This window comes from Ruegeria sp. CF4, assembly GCF_056537345.1.
The window spans coordinates 546,829-566,066 of record NZ_JBQFRJ010000001.1 but is presented as its reverse complement, the minus strand read 5'-3'; the positions used below and the strand labels follow the sequence as shown (position 1 = coordinate 566,066).

Sequence of the window (19,238 nt, the reverse complement as noted above, 5' to 3'; positions counted from 1 at the left end):
CCGATCACTCTTCCTCGAACAGCTCTGTCTGATCTTCGTCCTCGTCTGCTTCCTGCCCCTCGCCCAGAGGCACGGTGCCGGGCGGAGGCCGGTTTTCCAGCAACCCTGCGGCGCGCAGCTCTTTCAGGCCCGGCAGGTCGCGGGCATTCTCCAAGCCGAAATGATCCAGAAACTCGGGCGTCACCACAAAGGTCACCGGACGACCCGGCGTCATGCGGCGTCGACCTAGCCTGATCCACTCCATTTCAAGAAGCTGATCGATGGTGCCACGCGAGACGGAAACACCGCGGATTTCCTCGATCTCGGCCCGCGTGCAGGGCTGGTGATAGGCGACGATCGCCAGCGTTTCGATTGCGGCCCGGCTCAGCTTGCGGGTCTCAACTGTTTCCTTCTGCATTAGAAAGCCCAGATCGGGTGCGGTACGGATCGCCCAAGCCTCGCCCACTCGTACGACACGCACACCACGCCCTTCATAGCGCTTCTGAAGCGATTCAACGGCTTGCGCGGCATTGCTGCCATGAGGCATCCGCGCTTCAAGATCACCAATCGTCACCGGCTCGGCGCTTGCGAACAGCACAGCTTCGACCATCCGCTCTTGTTCAGCCAGCGGAGGTGCTTCGAACAGCGTACCTGTTTCTTCGGGTGCGTCAGTCACGTGTTTCGGTCCTCTTACGCAGATGGATCGGGGCAAAGGTTTCGCTTTGCTTGATCTCCATATGTCCTTCTTTCACCAGCTCCAGCGAGGCTGCAAAGGTCGCAGCGGTAGCCGAACGGCGGCGCACCGGGTCGGCATCCCAGCCTTCGGGCAGATAGGTCTCCATGTCCGTCCAAGCACCGGCAAAGCCAATCAAGGGCCGCATCCGCTCCAGCGCTTGTTCCATCGTAAAGACGGCATCACGGTCCATGACGAAGGGACGGAATTCGTCACGAGTGCGGATACGCGCATAGCCCTGCATCAGGTCCAGCAGCGTGGCGGAGTAGGTCACGGTGCGGATGCGGGTGACATCCTCGCCCTGCCCGCGCTTGAAGAAATCGCGACCCAGCTGATCACGCGCCATCAGCCGTGCGGCGGCATCACGCATGGCCTGCAGGCGTTCCAACTGGAACGCGAGGTGCGCGGCCAGTTCCTCACCCGACGGCCCTTCATCATCCGGATCAGGGGGCAACAGCAAACGGGATTTGAGAAAGGCCAGCCACGCAGCCATGACCAGATAGTCGGCGGCCAGTTCGATCCGCAGTTGCCGTGCCTTTTCGACGAATGTCAGATATTGCTGCGCCAGCGCCAGAACCGAGATCTTGCGCAGATCCACCTTTTGCGTCCGCGACAGGGTCAGCAGCACATCCAACGGGCCTTCAAACCCATCAACGTCAACAATCAGCGCTTCGGCTGCAAGCCGATCCGCGACCGAGACCGGGTCTTCGCTGAAAAGGTTATCCTGCATATACCTGCCCGCCCATTAGGGCAGATAGTTCCGCCTCGGCGGCTTGGATGTCAAGTTCCTGTGGCGGTTGCCGCTGGGCCAACGCCCGATCTGCGCGGGCTTGTGCCGCATCCGACATCTCACCAGCGGCTTCGAGCACCTTAGCACGTTCTTCAAAGGCCCCGTTGCAGTGCAAGGCCACATCGCATCCGGCGTCCAGCGCCTGACGGGCCAAATCAGCGGGCGTGCCCTGCAAAGCCTTCATCGTGATATCGTCGGTCATGATCAGACCGTCGAAACCGATCCGCTCCCTGATCAGCGTCATCATTCCAGCCGAGATCGTCGCAGGCCGAGGGTCAATCTGGTCATAAACCAGATGCGCCGTCATCCCCATCGGCAGATCATTGAGCGCTCTGAACGGGGCAAAATCGGCCTCTTCCAGCGCATCCAGCGAAAGATCCACATGCGGCAGGTCGTGATGGCTATCGAGCGTTGATAAGCCATGGCCAGGCATGTGCTTCACAATCGGCAGCACACCACCATCCAGATGGCCGTTCGCAACGGCCCATCCTATCGCAGAAACCTGTTCTGGATCAGAGGCATAGCAGCGATTCTTCAGGAATGCATGGGTATCGTCGCGGGCCAGATCGACCATCGGTGCACAGTTGCTGTCGATGCCCAGAGCCAGCAGTTCATCCGCAATCAGGCGATAGCGCAGATACATCGCACGCTCAGCCTGATCCCCGGCACGCGCGACATGGTCCAGCGGAGGCATCCATTCACGGGCCAAAGGTGCGCGCAGGCGCTGCACGCGGCCCCCCTCCTGATCCACGGTGATCAGACAATTTCGGCCAACGGCCTCGCGGAAATCGTCGCACAGGGCGCGAGTCTGGTCGGCGGTTTCAATGTTGCGGGCAAACAAAATGAACCCGAACGGGTTCATTTCTTTGAACAGGGCTTTCTCGTCTGCCGTCAGGCGCAGCCCATGGGCATCGGTGATGACTGCTCCGAACTTCAACGAACGGCGACCGGAATACAATCGGCGCCCTGCGCGACCAAGGCGGCACAAAACTGACGCGAGTCGCTCAGATCATCAAACCCCATGACACGCAGGCGATAGAAGGTGCGTCCACCACTTGAGGTTTTCTGGATAACGCGCTGCTTTCCATCCATATACTCGCCAAAGCGACCATTCAATCGCGCCCATTCGGCCTGGGCTACATCAGCGCTTTCATAGGCACCAAGCTGCGCCAGCCGTGTCCCTTTGGCCAACGTGTCGGGGTCCACATCCTGACCAACGGCAGCCTTTACGGCCGCGTTGATCGCCGCCTCGGTGGCGCTGTTAGACGTGATGGAACTGGGCGTAGCGCGGGCCGGACGCACCTGCGGGCGCAGCGACCGGCGCACGCCCGGCAGCGCAGCAATCGCCGGGTCAGGCTGTTGTGCGGCGTAATCAACCGGATCAATTGCGGGCTCTTCTTCTGGCGTGACTAGCGCGGCGAGTTGCACGCCCTGCTCTTCACCCTGCTCAGGCTGGGTTTCGGCGGCAAGCCCTTCGACCAGTGCATTCACGACGGCTTGATCGGTGGCGGGTTCTTCGATCACTTGCACGGCGTTTGTCGCCTCAAGCGCAGCCATAGGCGTGTCTTCGTCGGTCAACGACACAGGGCGCGGGGCAAGGATCAGGCGATCCGCCGGGGGGGCTGCAGTTCCAACTGCGGCCACAGCGTTCACAGCCAGACCCTGATGATCGGCAGGCGTGCCACCCGGGTTCTCGGGCTGCACGCGCATGGGCCCTTCGGCAGCCCGCACAACCGGCACGCCGCTGACGTCGCGCATGATCAATTGATAACCCCAGACGCCAACGCCTGCGACCAGTGCCAGAGACGCAACCGCCCCAAGCACATTGACAATGCGACCCAACCCTGCGCCTGCGCGCGGGGCCTCGTCATAGCCATAGCTTTCGTCGGGATAGCCATACGCATCTTCAGGATGCGTTTGATTCGAGTAATGCATCTGCTCGGGGCTTGCCTGCCCCGAGTAATCGTAACGTGCCATATCCGCCTCACCGCCCGTTTCGCGCCTTAAAAAGTGGCGCGCGGGTCATTTCTTGCCTACCTCAGACCGGCGGTTCGGGCGATATTGTTTACCGCATCTCCTGCGCCGGGGTAACGCCAAGAATACCCAAGCCCGCTGAAATCACAACAGAAACAGCGCGCGCCAATGCGATTTTCGACTGGCTTGTGGCAACATCGCCATCCTGAATAAAGCGAAGCTGGGTTTCGTCGTTGCCCTTGTTCCACAGCGCGTGAAAATCTCCTGCCAATTCATATAGATAGAAAGCAACCCGGTGCGGTTCATTGGTGCGCGCAGCGATTTCAACCAGACGTGGCCATTCTGCCAGCTTCTTGGCAACGGTCAGCTCAGATGCGTGGTCAATCTTGCCCAGATCAGCCCCGGAAAGGGTTGCGTCATCGGTGGCAATCCCGGCCTCAGCGGCACGGCGAAGGACACTCATGACCCGGGCATGGGCGTATTGCACGTAGAACACCGGGTTCTCTCGGCTCTGTTCCAGCACCTTATCGAAATCGAAATCCAGCGGCGCGTCGTTCTTGCGAGTCAGCATCACAAAACGGGTCACATCAGGCCCGACCTGATCGACCACATCGCGCAGCGTAACAAAGTTCCCGGCGCGTTTGGACATCTTGAAGGGCTCGCCGTTCTTCCACAGCTTCACCAACTGAGTCAGCTTGATATCCAGCGGCACCTTGCCATCTGATAGCGCCGACACAGCAGCTTTCATCCGCTTCACATAGCCTCCGTGATCCGCGCCAAATACGTCGATCAGAGCGTCATAGCCACGGCTTACCTTGTCGTAGTGATAAGCGATATCCGGTGCAAAATAGGTCCAGCTGCCGTCCGATTTCTTGACCGGGCGGTCGACATCATCGCCATGCTCGGTCGATTTGAACAGAGTTTGCTCGCGCGGTTCCCAATCTTCGGGTTTCTTGCCTTTGGGAGGCTCCAGCACGCCTTCATAGATCAGGCCCTTATCGGTCAGCGACTGCAGTGCAGCCTCAATCCGGCCCGTGCCATAGAGTGATTTCTCTGAGAAGAACACATCCATCTCAACACCCAGCGCCTTCAGGTCGGCGCGGATCAGGTCCATCATTGCGTCGGTGGCAAAGTTGCGCAGCTCTTCCAGCCATTCGCTTTCCGGCTTGTCGATCAGGCTGTCGCCGTATTTCTCCTTCAGCGCCTCACCGATCGGGATCAGGTAATCGCCGGGATACAGCCCCTCGGCAATCTCGGGGCTCAGCCCGTTGGCTTCGCGATACCGTTCATAGGCTGAGCGCGCCAACACATCGACCTGCGCGCCGCCATCGTTGATGTAGTATTCACGTGTCACGTCATGGCCGGAATAGGCCAGCAAACTTGCCAGAGCGTCACCGAACACCGCGCCCCGCGTATGGCCCACATGCAGCGGACCGGTCGGGTTGGCCGAGACGTACTCGACATTCACCTTCTGCCCATGCCCCATGGTTGAGCGGCCATAGTCCGTGCCCGTCTCAAGCACCGCCGCCAGAACGCCCTGCCAAACCGACGGCACAAGACGCAGGTTCAGGAAGCCCGGCCCTGCCACCTCAGCACTGGTGACCCGTTCATCTGCCGCCAGCTTTCCGGCCAGTACGTCAGCAATGTCGCGCGGCTTCATCTTCGCCGGTTTTGCCAGCACCATGGCCGCGTTGGTCGCCATGTCTCCATGCGCGGCATCGCGCGGCGGTTCGACCGCCACGTTGTCAAAGCTCAACCCCTCTGGCAGCGCACCTTCGGATTGCATCTGCGCCAGCGCGTCCAGTACAAGGCCGCGGATCTCGGAAAACAGGTTCATTTCGGATGTCCTTTTGCTTGTCGCGGGGTTTACCACGCAAACCGCCAAGGTCAATGGACGCCTAAAGTTTGAGCTTGGATTAGCCGCGAACAGGGCTAAGGTCGAAAAAAAGCTGACCGGAGCCCTTTGATGCGCCTCACCCTGCCCTTTGCCCTGTTGCTGACTACCGCCTTGCCCAGCTGGGCCGAAATGCCCTCGCCACAGGGCCATATATTGCTAACGCTTGGTGGCGCCGTCACCGAAACCAACCTGCCCCCACGTGGTGAGAATGACGGCGGCCTGCTCGACCACCTCGAAGTTACACATGCCGGCGCATCAGGTTTTGACGCGGCGATGCTGGACGGGTTGGAGCAGATCGAGATTACCATCCCCTACGGCCCCCCAGACAACCAGCGCGACTATACCTTCTCAGGGCCTCTGCTGTCTGACGTGATGGCGATGGCCGGGGCCGAGGGCAAATCTGCCCTGCCCATGGCGCTGGACGGCTATCAGGCGGAAATCCCGTGGCAAAGCATCGAAACACACCGACCCATCGTGGCCACCCATGCAGATGGTGCACCCATGGGCATCGGTGGTTACGGCCCTACCATGATCGTTTTTCCGGCTACGGATGACGCAGAATTGGCTCAAACACATGCCAGCCAGCAGGTCTGGGCCATCGCCTATATCGCGATCGAGTGATCTCCGGTCAGTCGGGCATGATCCTGCAGCGCAAACCTGTCGGTCATGCCCGCGATGTAATCTGAGACGATCCGGGCCAAAGCAGTTTCATCGGTTGCGGCCTCGATATCGCGATGCCAATGTCGCGGCATTTGCTTCGGATCGTTCAGATAGATCGGGAATAATTCCTCAACCACTTTGCTGACCTTGGCACGCACCTGCATCACGCTGGGCGCGCGGTACATACGTGAAAAGAGGAATGCCCGGATCTGCTTGAGCTGCATCCACAGCGCATCCGAGAATTGAATGACCGGATAACCCAGATGTCTGATCTCTTCGACCGTCTGTGCCCCCGAAGCTGAGATCAGCCCGCGCGACGTGTCGATCACGTCCGAGACCATCACACCAAAGACCCGCCGCAATGCCTCGTGCCTGCGGCGGTAAGCGTCCAGATCTGGATATTTAGCATCCACATCATCGAAACAGGCATCGATTATGGGAAGCTGCTGGATATCCTCATCGCTGAACAGTCCCGCGCGCAACCCATCAAACAGATCGTGATTGTTGTAAGCTATATCATCTGAAAGCGCGGCCACCTGCGCCTCGGCACTCGCATGTGTATGGAGTTCGAGATCAAAGCCCTGATTGCATTCAGCCAAAGCCCAGGGCAACTCGCCAACCACAGGTCCATTGTGCTTGGCGATACCTTCCAGACATTCCCAGGTCAGGTTGCATCCGTCGAACTCGGCATAGTGACGCTCAAGCTTGGTCACGATCCGAATGGCCTGCGCGTTGTGGTCGAAGCCGCCATACGGCGCCATCAGCGCATGAAGCGCATCCTCGCCTGTATGTCCGAACGGTGTATGACCCAGATCATGCGCCAGCGCCACAGCCTCGGTCAATTCCGGATTCAAGCCCAGCGCACCAGCAATGGTCCGCGCGACTTGCGCCACTTCAATCGAATGGGTCAAGCGCGTGCGGTAGCTGTCCCCCTCATGCTCCACAAATACTTGCGTCTTATGCTTGAGGCGCCGAAACGCGCTGGCATGAATGATCCGGTCGCGGTCGCGCTGAAAGCACGACCGAAAGCTGCTCTCTTCCTCCGGCACAAGCCGCCCCCTTGCGCGGCCCGGATCCGAGGCAAAACCCGCTCTTTCCAAAGGTCTTGTCCTTGTCGCCTGTCTTCAGGTTTCATATATTGTACTGCGCTGAGGAAATAAACCTTTGGAGACCGGCATGAATCTGCCCCCAATCGTCACAGATCGCGCCTTCGATCGCCTGGCCGAAATCGGCGCTGCAGATCAGGGCCAAGCCCTGCGCGTCGCGGTTGAAGGTGGCGGATGTTCCGGTTTTCAATATGAAATCGCACTGGACACTCCGAAAGACGACGACCTGATCCTCGAAGGCAAGGGCCAGAAAGTCATTGTCGACGCGATCTCACTGCCGTTTCTGGAAAACGCGGTGATCGATTTCACCCAGGAACTGATCGGTGCACGGTTTGTGATCGAAAACCCGAACGCCACCTCGTCCTGCGGCTGTGGCACATCATTTTCGATGTAAGCTCGCGTGGGGGCTTTGCCCCCACACCCCCAGAATACTTTTGGCCAGATGAAGAGGGATCCGCTCTCTGAGCCGAAGACCAGAGAGCTTCACCTGGCGCGGTCATCGGCGTCCCCGCCTGTACCGCCTGATCACTTTACAAACAAACTGGTTAAGAATCCGTTTCTTCATCTGGCCAAAAATATCCCGGGGAGCGCGAGGGGCTGGCCCCTCGCTTCCCACCGTCTCGACTTGCCGTTCGCCCGGTTCTGCGCGATAGGTTGCCATAAAGCTGTCGGAGGATCGCGCATGAAAATCGCCACGTTCAACATCAATGGCATCAAGGCGCGGGCTGAGGCTCTGCCCCGTTGGCTGGATGACGCGCAACCGGATATCGTACTCTTGCAAGAGATCAAGTCGGTGGACGAGAACTTCCCGCGCGAAATGTTCGAAGAGCGCGGCTACAATGTCGAAACCCACGGACAGAAGAGTTTCAATGGTGTTGCGATCCTGTCTAAGCTCCCGCTTGAAGATGTGACGCGAGGCTTGCCGGGCGACGACGCGGACGAACAAGCGCGTTGGATTGAGGCGACAGTGGTGGGTAAACGGGCCCTTAGAATTTGTGGCCTCTATCTGCCAAACGGGAACCCGGTTCCGGGCCCTAAATACGATTATAAGCTTGCGTGGATGCAGCGGCTATACGACCGGGCGCGCGCGCTTCTGGCCTCGGAAGAGCCCGCTTTGATGGCCGGTGACTACAACATAATTCCGCAAGCAGAGGATGCCAAAAGGCCCGAGGCCTGGCGTGAGGACGCTCTGTTTCGACCTGAAAGCCGTGCGGCGTTTCGGAAAATCCTAAATCTTGGTTTCACAGAGGCATTTCGCGCCCGAACTCAAGGACCGGGTCACTATTCGTTCTGGGACTATCAGGCTGGCGCCTGGAACCGGAATGACGGTATTCGGATCGACCATTTCCTGCTGACACCGCAAGCGGCTGACCTGATGCGCGACTGCCGGATAGATGCCGAAGTGCGTGGGCATGAAAAGCCGTCAGATCACGTACCGGTCTGGGTCGACCTCGACCTCTGACCGGTCACGCCGTCGCGTCGTAGGCATAGATCCAATCATATTTACGTGACAGTCGCGGGCCAATCACCGAGAGCGCCGCTTGCGCCGCCAGACGCATCGGGCCGCGCAAATGGAAATTGCGTGCATTCGCGTTTGCGGCGGCCACCACCTGTCTGGCGCGTGGTCGACGCTTTGCCTCATAGGCGGACAAAGCCTGTGCCACGCCGGATTGCTCCTCAAACGCGCGGATCAGAACCCACGCGTCTTCCAGCGCCAAACAGGCACCTTGTGCCATGAACGGAAGGGTTGGGTGTGCTGCATCGCCGAGCAATGCCAGACGACCATTCTGCCAGCTTCGGGCAACCGGGCGCAGGAACAGCGCCCATAGATGTACCTCATCCACCTGGTTCAACAGATCGCGAACCGGCCCTCCGAAATCGGCAAACCGCGTGCGCAGGTCGTCCGGATCACCCTCACGACGCCAGCCTTCCTCGCGCCAATCCGAACGTTCTTCGATAGCGACGATATTCATCAGGCTCTGATTCCGCAGCGGATAGCTGACCACGTGACGGCCAGGGCCCATCGTCAGCGAGGCGCGTGGGGTCTCGACGCGTTCAGACCAGGGCACGGTCGCGCGCCATGCGATTTGATGGGTAAACTCCGGTGTCTCGGGGCCGTTTAACAACGGGCGGATCACGCTGCGGCCACCGTCGGCGGCGATGGCGCATTCGGCGTGCAGCCTTTCGCCCGAGGCCAGAACAACCTCGGCCTCTCCGGGATGTTTGCGGACCTCGGTAACGCGCGCACCCAGACGGATGTTTACCCCTGCCCGCTCGGCCGCCTTATGCAGAAGGTCCAGGAGATCGGCCCGATGATAATAATAGGTGGCCCCTGCCGCAGGCCCGGCAACCCGACTAATCACACGCCCTTTGCGATAGTCCCGCAGCACAGTCCCCGCCGAGCGTTGTCCGGCCTCAGGCACGTCTCCAACCACACCCAAAGCACGCAGAACCACCATGCCGTTCGCGCTGATCTGCAGGCCTGCCCCAACCTCGGTAAGTTCAGGAGTCTGTTCGAACACTGTCACTTGTGCACCGCGCTGACGCAGCGCCAGCGCCGCCGCCAACCCGCCGATACCGCCACCGATGACGCAGAATTTCAGACCCTTGATATTCATGCCTCCGCCATAACGCAAAAACGCCGGAGTGGAAGACCCCGGCGTTTGATGTTTCTGTCTATTTCCAGCGATCAATCGTCGCGGTGAACCTTTTCGCGGCGCTCGTGACGCTCTTGTGCCTCAAGCGTCATGGTTGCAATCGGCCGCGCATCCAGACGTTTGAGCGAGATCGGATCACCGGTTTTCTCGCAATACCCGTATTCCCCCTCATCGATCCGACGCAGGGCCGAGTCGATCTTGGCGACCAGCTTGCGCTGACGATCCCGGGTGCGCAGTTCCAGCGCACGATCCGTTTCCTCACTAGCGCGGTCGGCGACATCCGGAATGTTGCGGGTATTGTCCTGCAGCCCTTCGATCGTATCGCGGCTGCCTGCCAAAAGCTCGTTTTTCCAATCCAGCAGCTTGCGACGAAAATACTCAAGCTGACGATCATTCATGAAAGGTTCATCTTCGGCCGGACGGTAATCCTCCGGCAGAAAAACTTCCTGCTTCATTGTTGCTCCCTCGGTATGGGCTGAAACGTCGGTAGCGGTTGTATCACCTGACATTCGGCACCCCCTTCTGCGGAGCGTGTATCCGACCACGTCAGGAATGTCACTATGCAAACGTGTTACCCGACGCGCCGTCGCTCCGGCATGTCTAAATATGAGACCACTAACAACAAAAGCTAAATTCATTGTGGAAGGAACCGGGCAATTTCCGGGCAGGTTCAACCGCAAGCTTAATGAAGCATCGACGAATCACTTCAATGTCCGGCCAGAGCGTAGCGACGTTGCGATCCGGGTTGTCAAAAATGTCGCCTCTCTGTAACCCGGATTGAATATTGCTCCACTACATGAGGGTCACATGACCGCACGCTTCCAAGGCACCGCCGAATACGTCGCCACCGACGACCTGAATATTGCCGTGAACGCTGCCGTGACGCTGGAACGCCCGCTGCTGGTCAAAGGCGAACCCGGCACTGGCAAGACCGAGCTGGCCAAGCAGGTGGCCGGCGCGCTGGGGCTGACGATGATCGAATGGAATGTGAAATCCACAACCCGCGCGCAGCAGGGTCTGTACGAATATGACGCGGTCAGCCGTCTGCGCGACAGCCAGCTGGGTGAAGAGCGTGTGCACGATGTCTCGAACTACATCCGCAAGGGCAAGCTTTGGCAGGCGTTTGAAGCTGATGAAAAGGTCGTCCTGCTGATCGATGAGATCGACAAGGCCGATATCGAATTCCCCAACGACCTGCTGCAGGAACTCGATAAGATGGAGTTCCATGTCTACGAGACCGGCGCGACGATCAAGGCCAAGAACCGCCCCATCGTGATAATCACCTCGAACAACGAAAAGGAACTGCCCGACGCCTTCCTGCGTCGCTGTTTCTTCCACTACATCCGTTTCCCGGATGAGGCCACCATGCGCCGCATTGTCGAGGTGCATCACCCCGGCATCAAGGATGCGCTGCTGACCACTGCCCTGACGCAGTTCTACGAGATCCGCGAGACGCAGGGGCTGAAGAAAAAGCCTTCGACCTCGGAGGTGCTGGATTGGCTCAAGCTGTTGCTGGCCGAGGATCTGACGGCAGAAGACCTAAAGCGTGATGGGGCCAATGCACTGCCCAAGCTGCATGGCGCACTTCTGAAGAATGAGCAGGACGTGCATCTGTTCGAACGCCTTGCATTTATGGCGCGCAGCAAACGCTGAACACTTGAACATCCGGTGATCACGGCTTGCCTTCCGCGGGGCCGGATGTCAGCATTGCCACAACCAAAGCCCGGCATGTAAACGGGCCCCGCAGAGCAGGAAATCCGAAAATGTCGACCGTCCCCATCATCCGCCCTTTGCGCCCCGACGACCGGGCGGCGTGGGCCGAGATGTGGCGCGACTATCTGGCATTCTATGAGTCCGAGGTCTCGGAGGAGGTCTATGACACCACCTTCACTCGCCTCTTAGGTGATGATCCGCAAGACTTTTCCTGCTTTGTGGCCGAGCTGGACGGCAGGCTGGTGGGGCTGACCCACTATCTGTTTCACCGCCATGCCTGGAAGGTCGAACGCGTCTGCTATCTGCAGGACCTCTATGCCCGCCCCGAGGCGCGCGGCACCGGTGCAGGGCGTGCGCTGATTCAGGCGGTTTATGACGAAGCTGACCGGCAACAAGCGCCGAACGTCTATTGGCTGACGCAGGAATTCAATCACACCGCGCGCCAGCTTTACGACCGCATCGGCAAATTAACGCCGTTTCTGAAGTATCAACGACCATGAAGCGTCTGGGTGCAGCCCTCCTGCTGGCGGCTCTCTCCGCCTGTACCTCGGTCGACCGGATCGAGCTGCCGACGCGCATCAAGGTGATCGAGGAGGCGCTGCCCCCGTCCAAGACGTTTGGCACCGCCCGTCCCAGCGCGCCTGCCCGGTCCAACAAGAACATCGCGGCGGATTTCCTATCGCTGCATTTCGCTCTGGAAAGCGGTGCTGAACTGCCGGTCTTCACCCGGTTCGAAGGCCCAATCACCGTGCGACTAACCGGAACGCCTCCGCCTTCGATGCAGACCGACCTCAGCCGCCTGCTGACCCGGTTGCAGCGTGAGGCGCGAATCGACATCCGCCAGATCCCGGAAGGTCAGGCGAGCATCACCATCGAAGCAGTCAGTCAGAAGCAAATCCGTCGTATCCTGCCGCAAGCGGCATGTTTCGTGGTGCCCAATGCCTCAAGCCTGGAAGAATACCGCCGTGATCGACGCAAAAGCAAAAGCAACTGGACCGAGTTGCGCAGCCGCGAGCGGATCGGGATCTTCATCCCCTATGACGCCAGCCCGCAGGAAGTTCGCGACTGCCTGCATGAAGAGCTGGCCCAGGCGCTCGGTCCGCTGAACGACCTGTATCGCCTGCCAGATTCGGTGTTCAACGACGACAATTTCCACACCGTGTTAACCGGGTTCGACATGCTGATCTTGCGCACGGCCTATGCGCCCGAACTGCAAAGCGGCATGACCCAGGAACAGGTTGCGGCAGTCCTGCCCGGCGTACTCAGCCGACTGAACCCGCGCGGCGACCGGATTGCCCCGCAACCTGTGACCGAGACGCCTCGCGCCTGGATCAACGCCGTACAACGTGCTTTGGGATCCGGCTCAGGCTCGGCCAAGCGGGTCAAAGCCGCAGAAGAAGCCGCCCGGATCGGCAAGCAGCAAGGCTGGACCGATCACCGCCGTGCCTACCCGCATTATCTGCTGGGCCGCATGGGGCAGTTCGATGATCCAGATGCGGCGCAACTGCAATATGCGCTGGCTCTGAAGTATCTCGACGCCACCCCCGGGACCGAAGTGCAGCGGGCGCATGTGACTGCGCAGACCACTGCCTTCGCGCTGGCGCAAGGCCAAGGTGAAGACGCGCTGCCTGAATTAAACGATGCCATCAAGGTCATGACAAAGGCCGAAAATGCGGCCCTGCTTGCCACTTTGCTGTTACTAAAGTCCGAGGCCCTGCGACAGTCGGGACAAATCGATCAGGCACGCACCGTCAGACTGGACAGCATTGGGTGGGCGCGCTACGGCTTCGGCTCGGATTTGGTGGTGCGCTCGGTGTCGGAAGGTCTTGCACAGGCGTCCACTGCAAACACGGGTGGATAACGGCAGATGGTAGTGGTTCTGGGCATGGCGATTCTGGGCGCGATTTTGGGTGCCCGGGCCGCGCGCAAACGCAACGGCAGCGGCGCGGATATGGCGCAATATGCCGCCGGTTACGGCATCGCTTTTGCCCTGCTGGGTCTGATCATCTCATTGATTCTGGTTCGCATGGTCTAGACCTATGTTCCTGCCCTTCTTCGAAAACCTCCGCAAAGCTGGCATTCCCGTATCCCTGCGCGAATACCTGACCTTTCTGGAAGGCATGAAGAAAGGGCTGGCGACCTATGACGTCGAAGCGTTCTACTACCTCGCCCGCGTGTCGATGGTGAAGGACGAACGCAATATCGACAAGTTCGACCGCGCCTTTGCGGCCAGTTTCGAGGGCCTGAACGAGATCAGCTTTGATCAGGTCCTAGAAGCCGTCGATATTCCGGCGGATTGGCTGGCAAAGATGGCCGAAAAGCACCTCAGCGCCGAAGAAAAGGCTGAGATTGAGGCGCTCGGCGGGTTCGACAAGCTGATGGAGACGTTACGCGAACGGCTGAAAGAGCAGCAAGGCCGTCACCAAGGCGGCAACAAATGGATCGGCACCGCCGGAACCTCGCCCTTTGGCGCCTATGGTTACAACCCCGAAGGCGTGCGCATCGGCCAAAAGGAAAGCCGCCACCAGCGCGCTGTGAAGGTCTGGGACAAACGCGAGTTTCGCAATCTCGATGATACGGTCGAGCTGGGCACCCGCAACATCAAGGTTGCCCTGAAACGCCTGCGGCGTTGGGCGCGCGAAGGTGCTGCCGAAGAACTGGACCTGGACGGCACCATCCGCGCCACGGCCGAACACGGTTATCTCGACGTCAAAACCCGCCCTGAGCGTCACAACGCCGTCAAAGTGCTGCTGTTTCTGGACGTCGGCGGTTCGATGGACCCGCATATCAAGGTGGTCGAAGAACTGTTCTCCGCCGCCCGGACCGAGTTCAAGCATCTGGAATATTACTACTTCCACAACTGCCTTTACGAAGGCGTCTGGCGCGACAACCGCCGCCGCTGGGACCAGCAGACACCGACACATGAGGTTCTGCGCACCTATGGCCCGGATTACAAATGCATCTTTGTCGGCGACGCCTCAATGAGCCCCTATGAGATCGCCTATCCCGGCGGTGCCAATGAGCACTGGAACCAGGAAGCCGGTCAGGTCTGGCTGCAGCGCGCACGCGAGCAGTGGACGTCGAACCTCTGGATCAATCCGGTGCCCGAGAAGTATTGGGAGTACACCCATTCGGTCAGCATGATCCGGGAGATTTTCGAGGATCGCATGGTGCCCATGACGCTGGCCGGGCTGGAACAGGGCATGCGAGAACTGACACGTTAAGCCTTGCTGGACGCCGAATTGGCCCGATATCAGAAACAATCGATTCATATTCTGGTAATCCACGTCCCACAATGCTCGCATCAGAGACAATCGTTGTAAAATTCTCTGCCCCACGCGAATTCGTGATATAAAAAGAAAATGGTTGAGGCTGGGGGGCTGAGATGACCAATTCTAAACTGCTCAAGATTCTGACTTCCGTATTGACCATTACCGCGTTGGTTCTTGCATCTGGCGCTGTCGCCACTTTCGCACTGGCACCAGACGCTGCTTATGCGAAGAGTGACAAAAGCAACGGGAACGGCAAGGGACGCGGCGGCAAGGGTAACTCTGGAAAAGGCAATAAAGGCGGAGACAAAGGGAAATCCGGCAAAGGTCAGGGCGCCAAAAGCGCTGGGAAAGATACTGGTAAGGCTAAATCCAGAACCATACGCTCGAACAAGGCATTTGGCTTTGGCAAGAAGCATAAGAAGCAGAAAACCAAGCCCCAACGGTCAGCCAAAAACAAAGGCCAGAACGGCAAGGTTCAAAAAACCACGCTCGCCGGGCTGGGGCGAGAATTCAAACGCGATGTCGAGCAACTCTTTGGCAAACGCGTGCGAGCGAAATCCACATCGGGCGCGAACCGTACAAAAAAAACTCACCGCAAGGCGTCCGTTGCTCCGGTCGAGTATTCTCCTCGTCCGGTTGCGCGTACGGATTATCAGTCTAAGCCCCATAATGGGAAGAGATCCGACAAACGTCAGTATCGCGATCCACTTGTTGCAGCGATCACCGATCCCTATGGCTCGGACAAGCTGCGAAACCTGAATGCGTCCAAGGCGGCGGCCCCGGCGTTCCGCAACGCCTCACCCAATAGCAATGTGGGCAAGATCGCAACCTATCAGGCCGCGGCGGAAACCTACTATAATCTGCGCGGAGACCTCTATGAGGCACGCCGCGAACTGCGTGACCTGAACGAGAGCTATGATGGCCGAAGCAGTGAAGACATCGCTGATGATATCGACGCACTTGATCCCACAGACCCGAATTACGATGACGACCTCAGCGCATTTGAGGACGAACTACGCGATGCGGAAGCCTATGAGGAGGCGCGTGACGATCTGCGGGCAGATGTGAGGGATCTGAGATACGAAACCCGCGATGCTCTGCAGGATGCAGAAACCGCGTTCTTTGACGCGTCGAAAGGGCGGACGTTGACTAACGGAACGCTGGAAGAGTTCCATGGATATCTCGATCTGCCGCAGCCGGGTTATCGGCACAAGGACGGGGCGACGATCCAGCCGGTGCCGTACGATCCCGGTAACTACGACTATTCGGTCGAAAAGAATATCTACGAAGAAACTGATTACCGGCTGCACTATGGCAATCGATATTCCGATCGAAAGAAGGGCCGCTACCGCTATTACCGTGATCCGCTTGTTGCAGCGATCACCGACCCCTATGGCTCGGACAAGCTACGAAACCTGAATGCGTCCAAGGCGGCGACCCCAGCGTTCCGCAACGCCTCACCCAATAGCAATGTGGGCAAGATCGCGACCTATCAGGCCGCGGCGGAAACCTACTATAATCTGCGCGGAGACCTCTATGAGGCACGCCGCGAACTGCGTGACCTGAACGAGAGCTATGATGGCCGAAGCAGTGAAGACATCGCTGATGATATCGACGCACTTGATCCCACAGACCCGAATTACGATGACGACCTCAGCGCATTTGAGGACGAACTACGCGATGCGGAAGCCTATGAGGAGGCGCGTGACGATCTGCGGGCGGATGTGAGGGATTTGAGAACGGACACCTTGGTTGCAGAGAAAGAGGCTGAACATGCGTTTTTCGAGGCTTCAAAGGGCGCGGTTTTGACCAAGCAGTCTCTCTCCGAGTTTCACTCGAACCTTCAGTTGCCATCGCCTAGCCGGTAGCATTGGACTGCGTAACACCCTCTAATCGGGGTTAAGTTGGGAATAGCGGCTTGCCTCTATAAGGCGGGCCGCCCATATCTAAGCCATGCTTCGCCTCACCCCGATCCTGCTGGCCATTGCCTATGCCGTTGCGATGTACCGGATTTCCGTCTGGCGCACCCATCGTGAACTGGATGCCAAGTCAACCGAATTGGCAGATCCTGCGCTCAAGCGCATGACAGACAGATTGGCAGCCGCGTTGGAGATTGATCGGGTGCCCGTCTATATTTACGAGATCGATCCGGTGAACGGGCTGGCCGCACCGGACGGGCGTATTTTCATCACGCGCGGGTTCTATCGCAAGTTTCGCAATGGTGAGGTCTCGGCCGAAGAGATGGCCAGTGTGATCGCGCATGAGCTGGGGCATGTGGCGTTGGGGCATGCACGGCGGCGGATGATCGATTTTTCCGGCCAGAACGCGATGCGGGCGGCGCTGATGATGTTGCTGAACCGGTTCATTCCCTTCATCGGCGCGTGGATTGCGAATATGCTGACGCACCTACTGGCCTCGCGCCTGTCGCGTGGGGATGAGTATGAGGCGGATGAGTATGCCGCTGCCTTGCTAACTAAGGCTGGGATCGGGATCGGGCCGCAGAAATCGCTGTTTCACAAGCTTGAGGAACTGACGGAGCAGCGCGCCGGCGTGGTTCCGGCCTGGTTGATGAGCCATCCCAAGACGGATGAACGGATCGCAGCGCTAGAGGTGCTTGAGCAGCGTTGGAGATCGGGTCGATAAGTTCGGATGCAGGGGGCTGGCCCTGCCGTGAGACACAGGAGGAACCCTGTCAGATTGTGAGGGCTTTGCCGAGGCGCGGGAGACGGGCTTTTTTCATCAAGGCGCGCAGGGTCCATTGATCGCCAGAAAGACGATTGGCCTCGGCCAGGACAGCGGCGGCGATGGCGGCGATGCCTTCTGGGTCTTTCAGCCAGAAACTATGGAGCAAGCCGTCGGGATCGCGACGGTCGAGACCTTCTTCCGCCAGCAGATGTTTGGGAAAGTCCTTTGCATTCACGGTTACGATGATATCGGCAGAACTGTCGACGGCGGTTGCGAGGACGTGGATATCGGCGGCATCCGGCAGCCAGAGGCGTTTTTCCAATCCTGACGCTGCAGGATGTTCGGCCTTGGGCCATTGTGATTGGGTCAGGGCAATTTCAGCACGGGCCTGTGTTTCGCCCATTGGTCCGATCTTGCGGGCGGCGCGCGCCCATTCTTCGAGGATTCGCGCGGACCAGATCGGCTGGAGATGACCGAGCTTAGCCGCGCCCAACAGCATCTCTCGCATCACCGTAGGATAGATGACGCATGTGTCGAGAACGGCTTTCATAGGCGGTAGAACACGGCCTTGAGGTAACCGCTTTCGGCCAATTGCGGCAGTTGCGGGTGGTCCGGTCCGGCAAAGCCCGTGTGGATCAGCTGTGCTTGCCGCCCTGCCCGACCGATGCCGCGTGAGGAAGCGTCGCGGAAACGACCGAGGTCCGCTGCGTGGGAACAAGAGCACAGGCCCAAATAGCCGCCCGGTTTCACCAGCGGCGCAGCAAGTCGCGCGATCCGTTCATAGGCGCGCAAACCAGCGTCAAGCGCCTGTTTCGAAGGTGCAAAGGCCGGTGGATCGCAGATCACCACATCGAATCTGGCCCCTTCCTCGCCCAGTTGCGTCAGAACGTCGAACGCATCACCCTGGCGGGTGCGGAAGCGGTCGGAGACACCTGCAGCCTCGGCCCCTTGTTCCGCCAGCGCCAGAGCGGCGGCAGAACCATCGATCGCGAGTGCTTGGACGGCACCGCCCGCCAGCATGGCCAGACCAAAGCCGCCGACATGGCTGAACACGTCCAGCACCTGCGCCTCAGGATGCACCAGGCGGGCTGCAAAGGCGTGGTTGGGACGTTGATCGTAGAACAGGCCCGTTTTCTGACCCCCGGTCAGATCGGCCATGTAGGTCGCGCCGTTCATGGGAACCGGAAGTGGTGCTTCGGGGGCTGCTCCACGCAGGGTCTGGTTTATGTCGTCGAGCCCCTCCAGCCCCCGGGTGCGGCCGGTTGCGTTCTTCAGTACCGTGGTTACCCCGGTCACCGAGACCAGAGCATCCGTCAGGGCTTCGAGATGCGCTTCGGCCCAGGCAGCGTTGGGCTGGATGACGCAGGCGTCCCCGAACCGGTCAACAATCACGCCGGGAAAGCCGTCGGCTTCAGCGTGGATCAAGCGATAGTATGGTGCATCAAACAGACGTTCGCGCATCTCCAGCGCACGACACAAGCGAGTTTCGAACCAATCTGTGTTCAGTTGGGCGTCAATGTCGCGATCCAGCACCCGGCACATGATTTTCGACTCTGGATTGACGGCAACCAGCGCAATCGGTTGCCGCTTGTCGTCTTCCAGCACCGCCAACGCTCCGGCAGCGATCTTGCGGGTGCGCCGGTCGGTCACGATGTCGTTGGCGTAGACCCATGGAAATCCATGGCGCAACCCACGTGCGTTGGCTTTGGGTTTCAGGCGAATACGGGGACGGTCGGATGAGGCGGTCATGGCGCCCTCATAGCTCTGAAGCG

The 19,238-nt window shown here is 59.3% G+C and carries 20 protein-coding genes; 10 read left to right on the top strand and 10 right to left on the bottom strand.

The window, feature by feature from the left end:
- Nucleotides 1-4: 4 nt before the first annotated feature.
- The 5 genes from scpB to argS form a co-directional block, all read right to left on the bottom strand.
- A complete protein-coding gene (gene scpB, locus ACR0NF_RS02780) occupies nucleotides 5-655 on the bottom strand; it encodes an SMC-Scp complex subunit ScpB (RefSeq protein ID WP_480469550.1) in 651 nt (216 codons plus the stop codon).
- Nucleotides 648-1,442, bottom strand: coding sequence for a segregation and condensation protein A (locus ACR0NF_RS02775; RefSeq protein ID WP_170509855.1), 795 nt, complete (start codon nucleotides 1,440-1,442; stop codon nucleotides 648-650). The genes scpB and ACR0NF_RS02775 overlap by 8 nt, the downstream gene beginning before the upstream one ends.
- Nucleotides 1,432-2,439, bottom strand: coding sequence for a beta-N-acetylhexosaminidase (gene nagZ / locus ACR0NF_RS02770; protein ID WP_480666798.1), 1,008 nt, complete (start codon nucleotides 2,437-2,439; stop codon nucleotides 1,432-1,434). The genes ACR0NF_RS02775 and nagZ overlap by 11 nt, the downstream gene beginning before the upstream one ends.
- Nucleotides 2,436-3,479 (bottom strand): SPOR domain-containing protein, encoded by a 1,044-nt coding sequence (locus ACR0NF_RS02765; protein ID WP_480469548.1) that lies wholly within the window; start codon nucleotides 3,477-3,479, stop codon nucleotides 2,436-2,438. Before ACR0NF_RS02765 ends, nagZ begins: the two co-directional genes overlap by 4 nt.
- Nucleotides 3,480-3,567: 88 nt before the next feature.
- Nucleotides 3,568-5,313, bottom strand: a complete 1,746-nt coding sequence (argS, locus tag ACR0NF_RS02760) for an arginine--tRNA ligase (RefSeq protein ID WP_480469547.1) — start codon at nucleotides 5,311-5,313, stop codon at nucleotides 3,568-3,570.
- Nucleotides 5,314-5,442: 129 nt separating this feature from the next.
- Between argS and ACR0NF_RS02755 the strand changes: the two genes are divergently transcribed.
- On the top strand, nucleotides 5,443-5,994 hold the full coding sequence (locus tag ACR0NF_RS02755; protein WP_480777732.1) for a putative pterin-binding protein: 552 nt from the start codon (nucleotides 5,443-5,445) through the stop codon (nucleotides 5,992-5,994).
- Here ACR0NF_RS02755 and ACR0NF_RS02750 read toward each other — a convergent pair.
- Nucleotides 5,976-7,133 (bottom strand): deoxyguanosinetriphosphate triphosphohydrolase, encoded by a 1,158-nt coding sequence (locus ACR0NF_RS02750; protein ID WP_480666795.1) that lies wholly within the window; start codon nucleotides 7,131-7,133, stop codon nucleotides 5,976-5,978. The genes ACR0NF_RS02755 and ACR0NF_RS02750 overlap by 19 nt on opposite strands.
- 76 nt (nucleotides 7,134-7,209) lie before the next feature.
- Here ACR0NF_RS02750 and ACR0NF_RS02745 point away from each other — a divergent pair, with 76 nt between their 5' ends.
- Nucleotides 7,210-7,533, top strand: a complete 324-nt coding sequence (locus ACR0NF_RS02745; RefSeq protein WP_480469544.1) for a HesB/IscA family protein — start codon at nucleotides 7,210-7,212, stop codon at nucleotides 7,531-7,533.
- A gap of 288 nt (nucleotides 7,534-7,821) precedes the next feature.
- On the top strand, nucleotides 7,822-8,601 hold the full coding sequence (gene xth, locus ACR0NF_RS02740; protein WP_480469543.1) for an exodeoxyribonuclease III: 780 nt from the start codon (nucleotides 7,822-7,824) through the stop codon (nucleotides 8,599-8,601).
- A 4-nt stretch (nucleotides 8,602-8,605) separates the two neighbouring features.
- Here the strand turns inward: xth and ACR0NF_RS02735 are convergent, their stop codons facing one another.
- Together ACR0NF_RS02735 and dksA are read right to left on the bottom strand one after the other, a co-directional pair.
- Nucleotides 8,606-9,757, bottom strand: a complete 1,152-nt coding sequence (locus tag ACR0NF_RS02735; RefSeq protein WP_480777731.1) for an FAD-dependent oxidoreductase — start codon at nucleotides 9,755-9,757, stop codon at nucleotides 8,606-8,608.
- Between the two features lie 71 nt (nucleotides 9,758-9,828).
- A complete protein-coding gene (gene dksA / locus ACR0NF_RS02730) occupies nucleotides 9,829-10,251 on the bottom strand; it encodes an RNA polymerase-binding protein DksA (protein ID WP_170432517.1) in 423 nt (140 codons plus the stop codon).
- A 352-nt stretch (nucleotides 10,252-10,603) separates the two neighbouring features.
- On the opposite strand from dksA, the gene ACR0NF_RS02725 reads away from it, so the two are divergent.
- From ACR0NF_RS02725 to ACR0NF_RS02695, 7 genes are all read left to right on the top strand, one after another.
- Nucleotides 10,604-11,449, top strand: a complete 846-nt coding sequence (locus ACR0NF_RS02725) for an AAA family ATPase (RefSeq protein ID WP_480777730.1) — start codon at nucleotides 10,604-10,606, stop codon at nucleotides 11,447-11,449.
- 110 nt (nucleotides 11,450-11,559) lie between these two features.
- Nucleotides 11,560-12,009, top strand: a complete 450-nt coding sequence (locus ACR0NF_RS02720; protein ID WP_480469540.1) for an N-acetyltransferase family protein — start codon at nucleotides 11,560-11,562, stop codon at nucleotides 12,007-12,009.
- A complete protein-coding gene (locus ACR0NF_RS02715) occupies nucleotides 12,006-13,370 on the top strand; it encodes a DUF2927 domain-containing protein (RefSeq protein ID WP_480469539.1) in 1,365 nt (454 codons plus the stop codon). The genes ACR0NF_RS02720 and ACR0NF_RS02715 overlap by 4 nt, the downstream gene beginning before the upstream one ends.
- Before the next feature lie 6 nt (nucleotides 13,371-13,376).
- On the top strand, nucleotides 13,377-13,544 hold the full coding sequence (locus ACR0NF_RS02710; RefSeq protein ID WP_480469538.1) for a hypothetical protein: 168 nt from the start codon (nucleotides 13,377-13,379) through the stop codon (nucleotides 13,542-13,544).
- Between the two features lie 4 nt (nucleotides 13,545-13,548).
- Nucleotides 13,549-14,733 (top strand): vWA domain-containing protein, encoded by a 1,185-nt coding sequence (locus ACR0NF_RS02705; protein ID WP_480657397.1) that lies wholly within the window; start codon nucleotides 13,549-13,551, stop codon nucleotides 14,731-14,733.
- A gap of 161 nt (nucleotides 14,734-14,894) precedes the next feature.
- Complete coding sequence (locus ACR0NF_RS02700) at nucleotides 14,895-16,649, top strand: hypothetical protein (RefSeq protein WP_480657396.1); 1,755 nt, start codon at nucleotides 14,895-14,897, stop codon at nucleotides 16,647-16,649.
- A gap of 85 nt (nucleotides 16,650-16,734) precedes the next feature.
- Nucleotides 16,735-17,424, top strand: coding sequence for a M48 family metallopeptidase (locus ACR0NF_RS02695; RefSeq protein ID WP_480469535.1), 690 nt, complete (start codon nucleotides 16,735-16,737; stop codon nucleotides 17,422-17,424).
- A gap of 49 nt (nucleotides 17,425-17,473) precedes the next feature.
- Here ACR0NF_RS02695 and ACR0NF_RS02690 read toward each other — a convergent pair whose 3' ends face one another.
- Together ACR0NF_RS02690 and ACR0NF_RS02685 are read right to left on the bottom strand one after the other, a co-directional pair.
- Nucleotides 17,474-18,016, bottom strand: a complete 543-nt coding sequence (locus ACR0NF_RS02690) for an RSP_2648 family PIN domain-containing protein (protein ID WP_480469534.1) — start codon at nucleotides 18,014-18,016, stop codon at nucleotides 17,474-17,476.
- Nucleotides 18,013-19,215 (bottom strand): RSP_2647 family RNA methyltransferase, encoded by a 1,203-nt coding sequence (locus ACR0NF_RS02685; RefSeq protein WP_480777729.1) that lies wholly within the window; start codon nucleotides 19,213-19,215, stop codon nucleotides 18,013-18,015. Before ACR0NF_RS02685 ends, ACR0NF_RS02690 begins: the two co-directional genes overlap by 4 nt.
- Nucleotides 19,216-19,238 lie beyond the last annotated feature (23 nt).

Coding starts and splice junctions, on each gene's coding strand:
- ACR0NF_RS02775 (WP_170509855.1), bottom strand. CDS start 1,442: ATGCAGGATAACCTTTTCAGCGAAGACCCGGTCTCGGTCGCGGATCGG.
- ACR0NF_RS02765 (WP_480469548.1), bottom strand. CDS start 3,479: ATGGCACGTTACGATTACTCGGGGCAGGCAAGCCCCGAGCAGATGCAT.
- argS (WP_480469547.1), bottom strand. CDS start 5,313: ATGAACCTGTTTTCCGAGATCCGCGGCCTTGTACTGGACGCGCTGGCG.
- ACR0NF_RS02755 (WP_480777732.1), top strand. CDS start 5,443: ATGCGCCTCACCCTGCCCTTTGCCCTGTTGCTGACTACCGCCTTGCCC.
- ACR0NF_RS02745 (WP_480469544.1), top strand. CDS start 7,210: ATGAATCTGCCCCCAATCGTCACAGATCGCGCCTTCGATCGCCTGGCC.
- xth (WP_480469543.1), top strand. CDS start 7,822: ATGAAAATCGCCACGTTCAACATCAATGGCATCAAGGCGCGGGCTGAG.
- ACR0NF_RS02735 (WP_480777731.1), bottom strand. CDS start 9,757: ATGAATATCAAGGGTCTGAAATTCTGCGTCATCGGTGGCGGTATCGGC.
- dksA (WP_170432517.1), bottom strand. CDS start 10,251: ATGAAGCAGGAAGTTTTTCTGCCGGAGGATTACCGTCCGGCCGAAGAT.
- ACR0NF_RS02725 (WP_480777730.1), top strand. CDS start 10,604: ATGACCGCACGCTTCCAAGGCACCGCCGAATACGTCGCCACCGACGAC.
- ACR0NF_RS02720 (WP_480469540.1), top strand. CDS start 11,560: ATGTCGACCGTCCCCATCATCCGCCCTTTGCGCCCCGACGACCGGGCG.
- ACR0NF_RS02715 (WP_480469539.1), top strand. CDS start 12,006: ATGAAGCGTCTGGGTGCAGCCCTCCTGCTGGCGGCTCTCTCCGCCTGT.
- ACR0NF_RS02710 (WP_480469538.1), top strand. CDS start 13,377: ATGGTAGTGGTTCTGGGCATGGCGATTCTGGGCGCGATTTTGGGTGCC.
- ACR0NF_RS02705 (WP_480657397.1), top strand. CDS start 13,549: ATGTTCCTGCCCTTCTTCGAAAACCTCCGCAAAGCTGGCATTCCCGTA.
- ACR0NF_RS02700 (WP_480657396.1), top strand. CDS start 14,895: ATGACCAATTCTAAACTGCTCAAGATTCTGACTTCCGTATTGACCATT.
- ACR0NF_RS02695 (WP_480469535.1), top strand. CDS start 16,735: ATGCTTCGCCTCACCCCGATCCTGCTGGCCATTGCCTATGCCGTTGCG.
- ACR0NF_RS02690 (WP_480469534.1), bottom strand. CDS start 18,016: ATGAAAGCCGTTCTCGACACATGCGTCATCTATCCTACGGTGATGCGA.
- ACR0NF_RS02685 (WP_480777729.1), bottom strand. CDS start 19,215: ATGACCGCCTCATCCGACCGTCCCCGTATTCGCCTGAAACCCAAAGCC.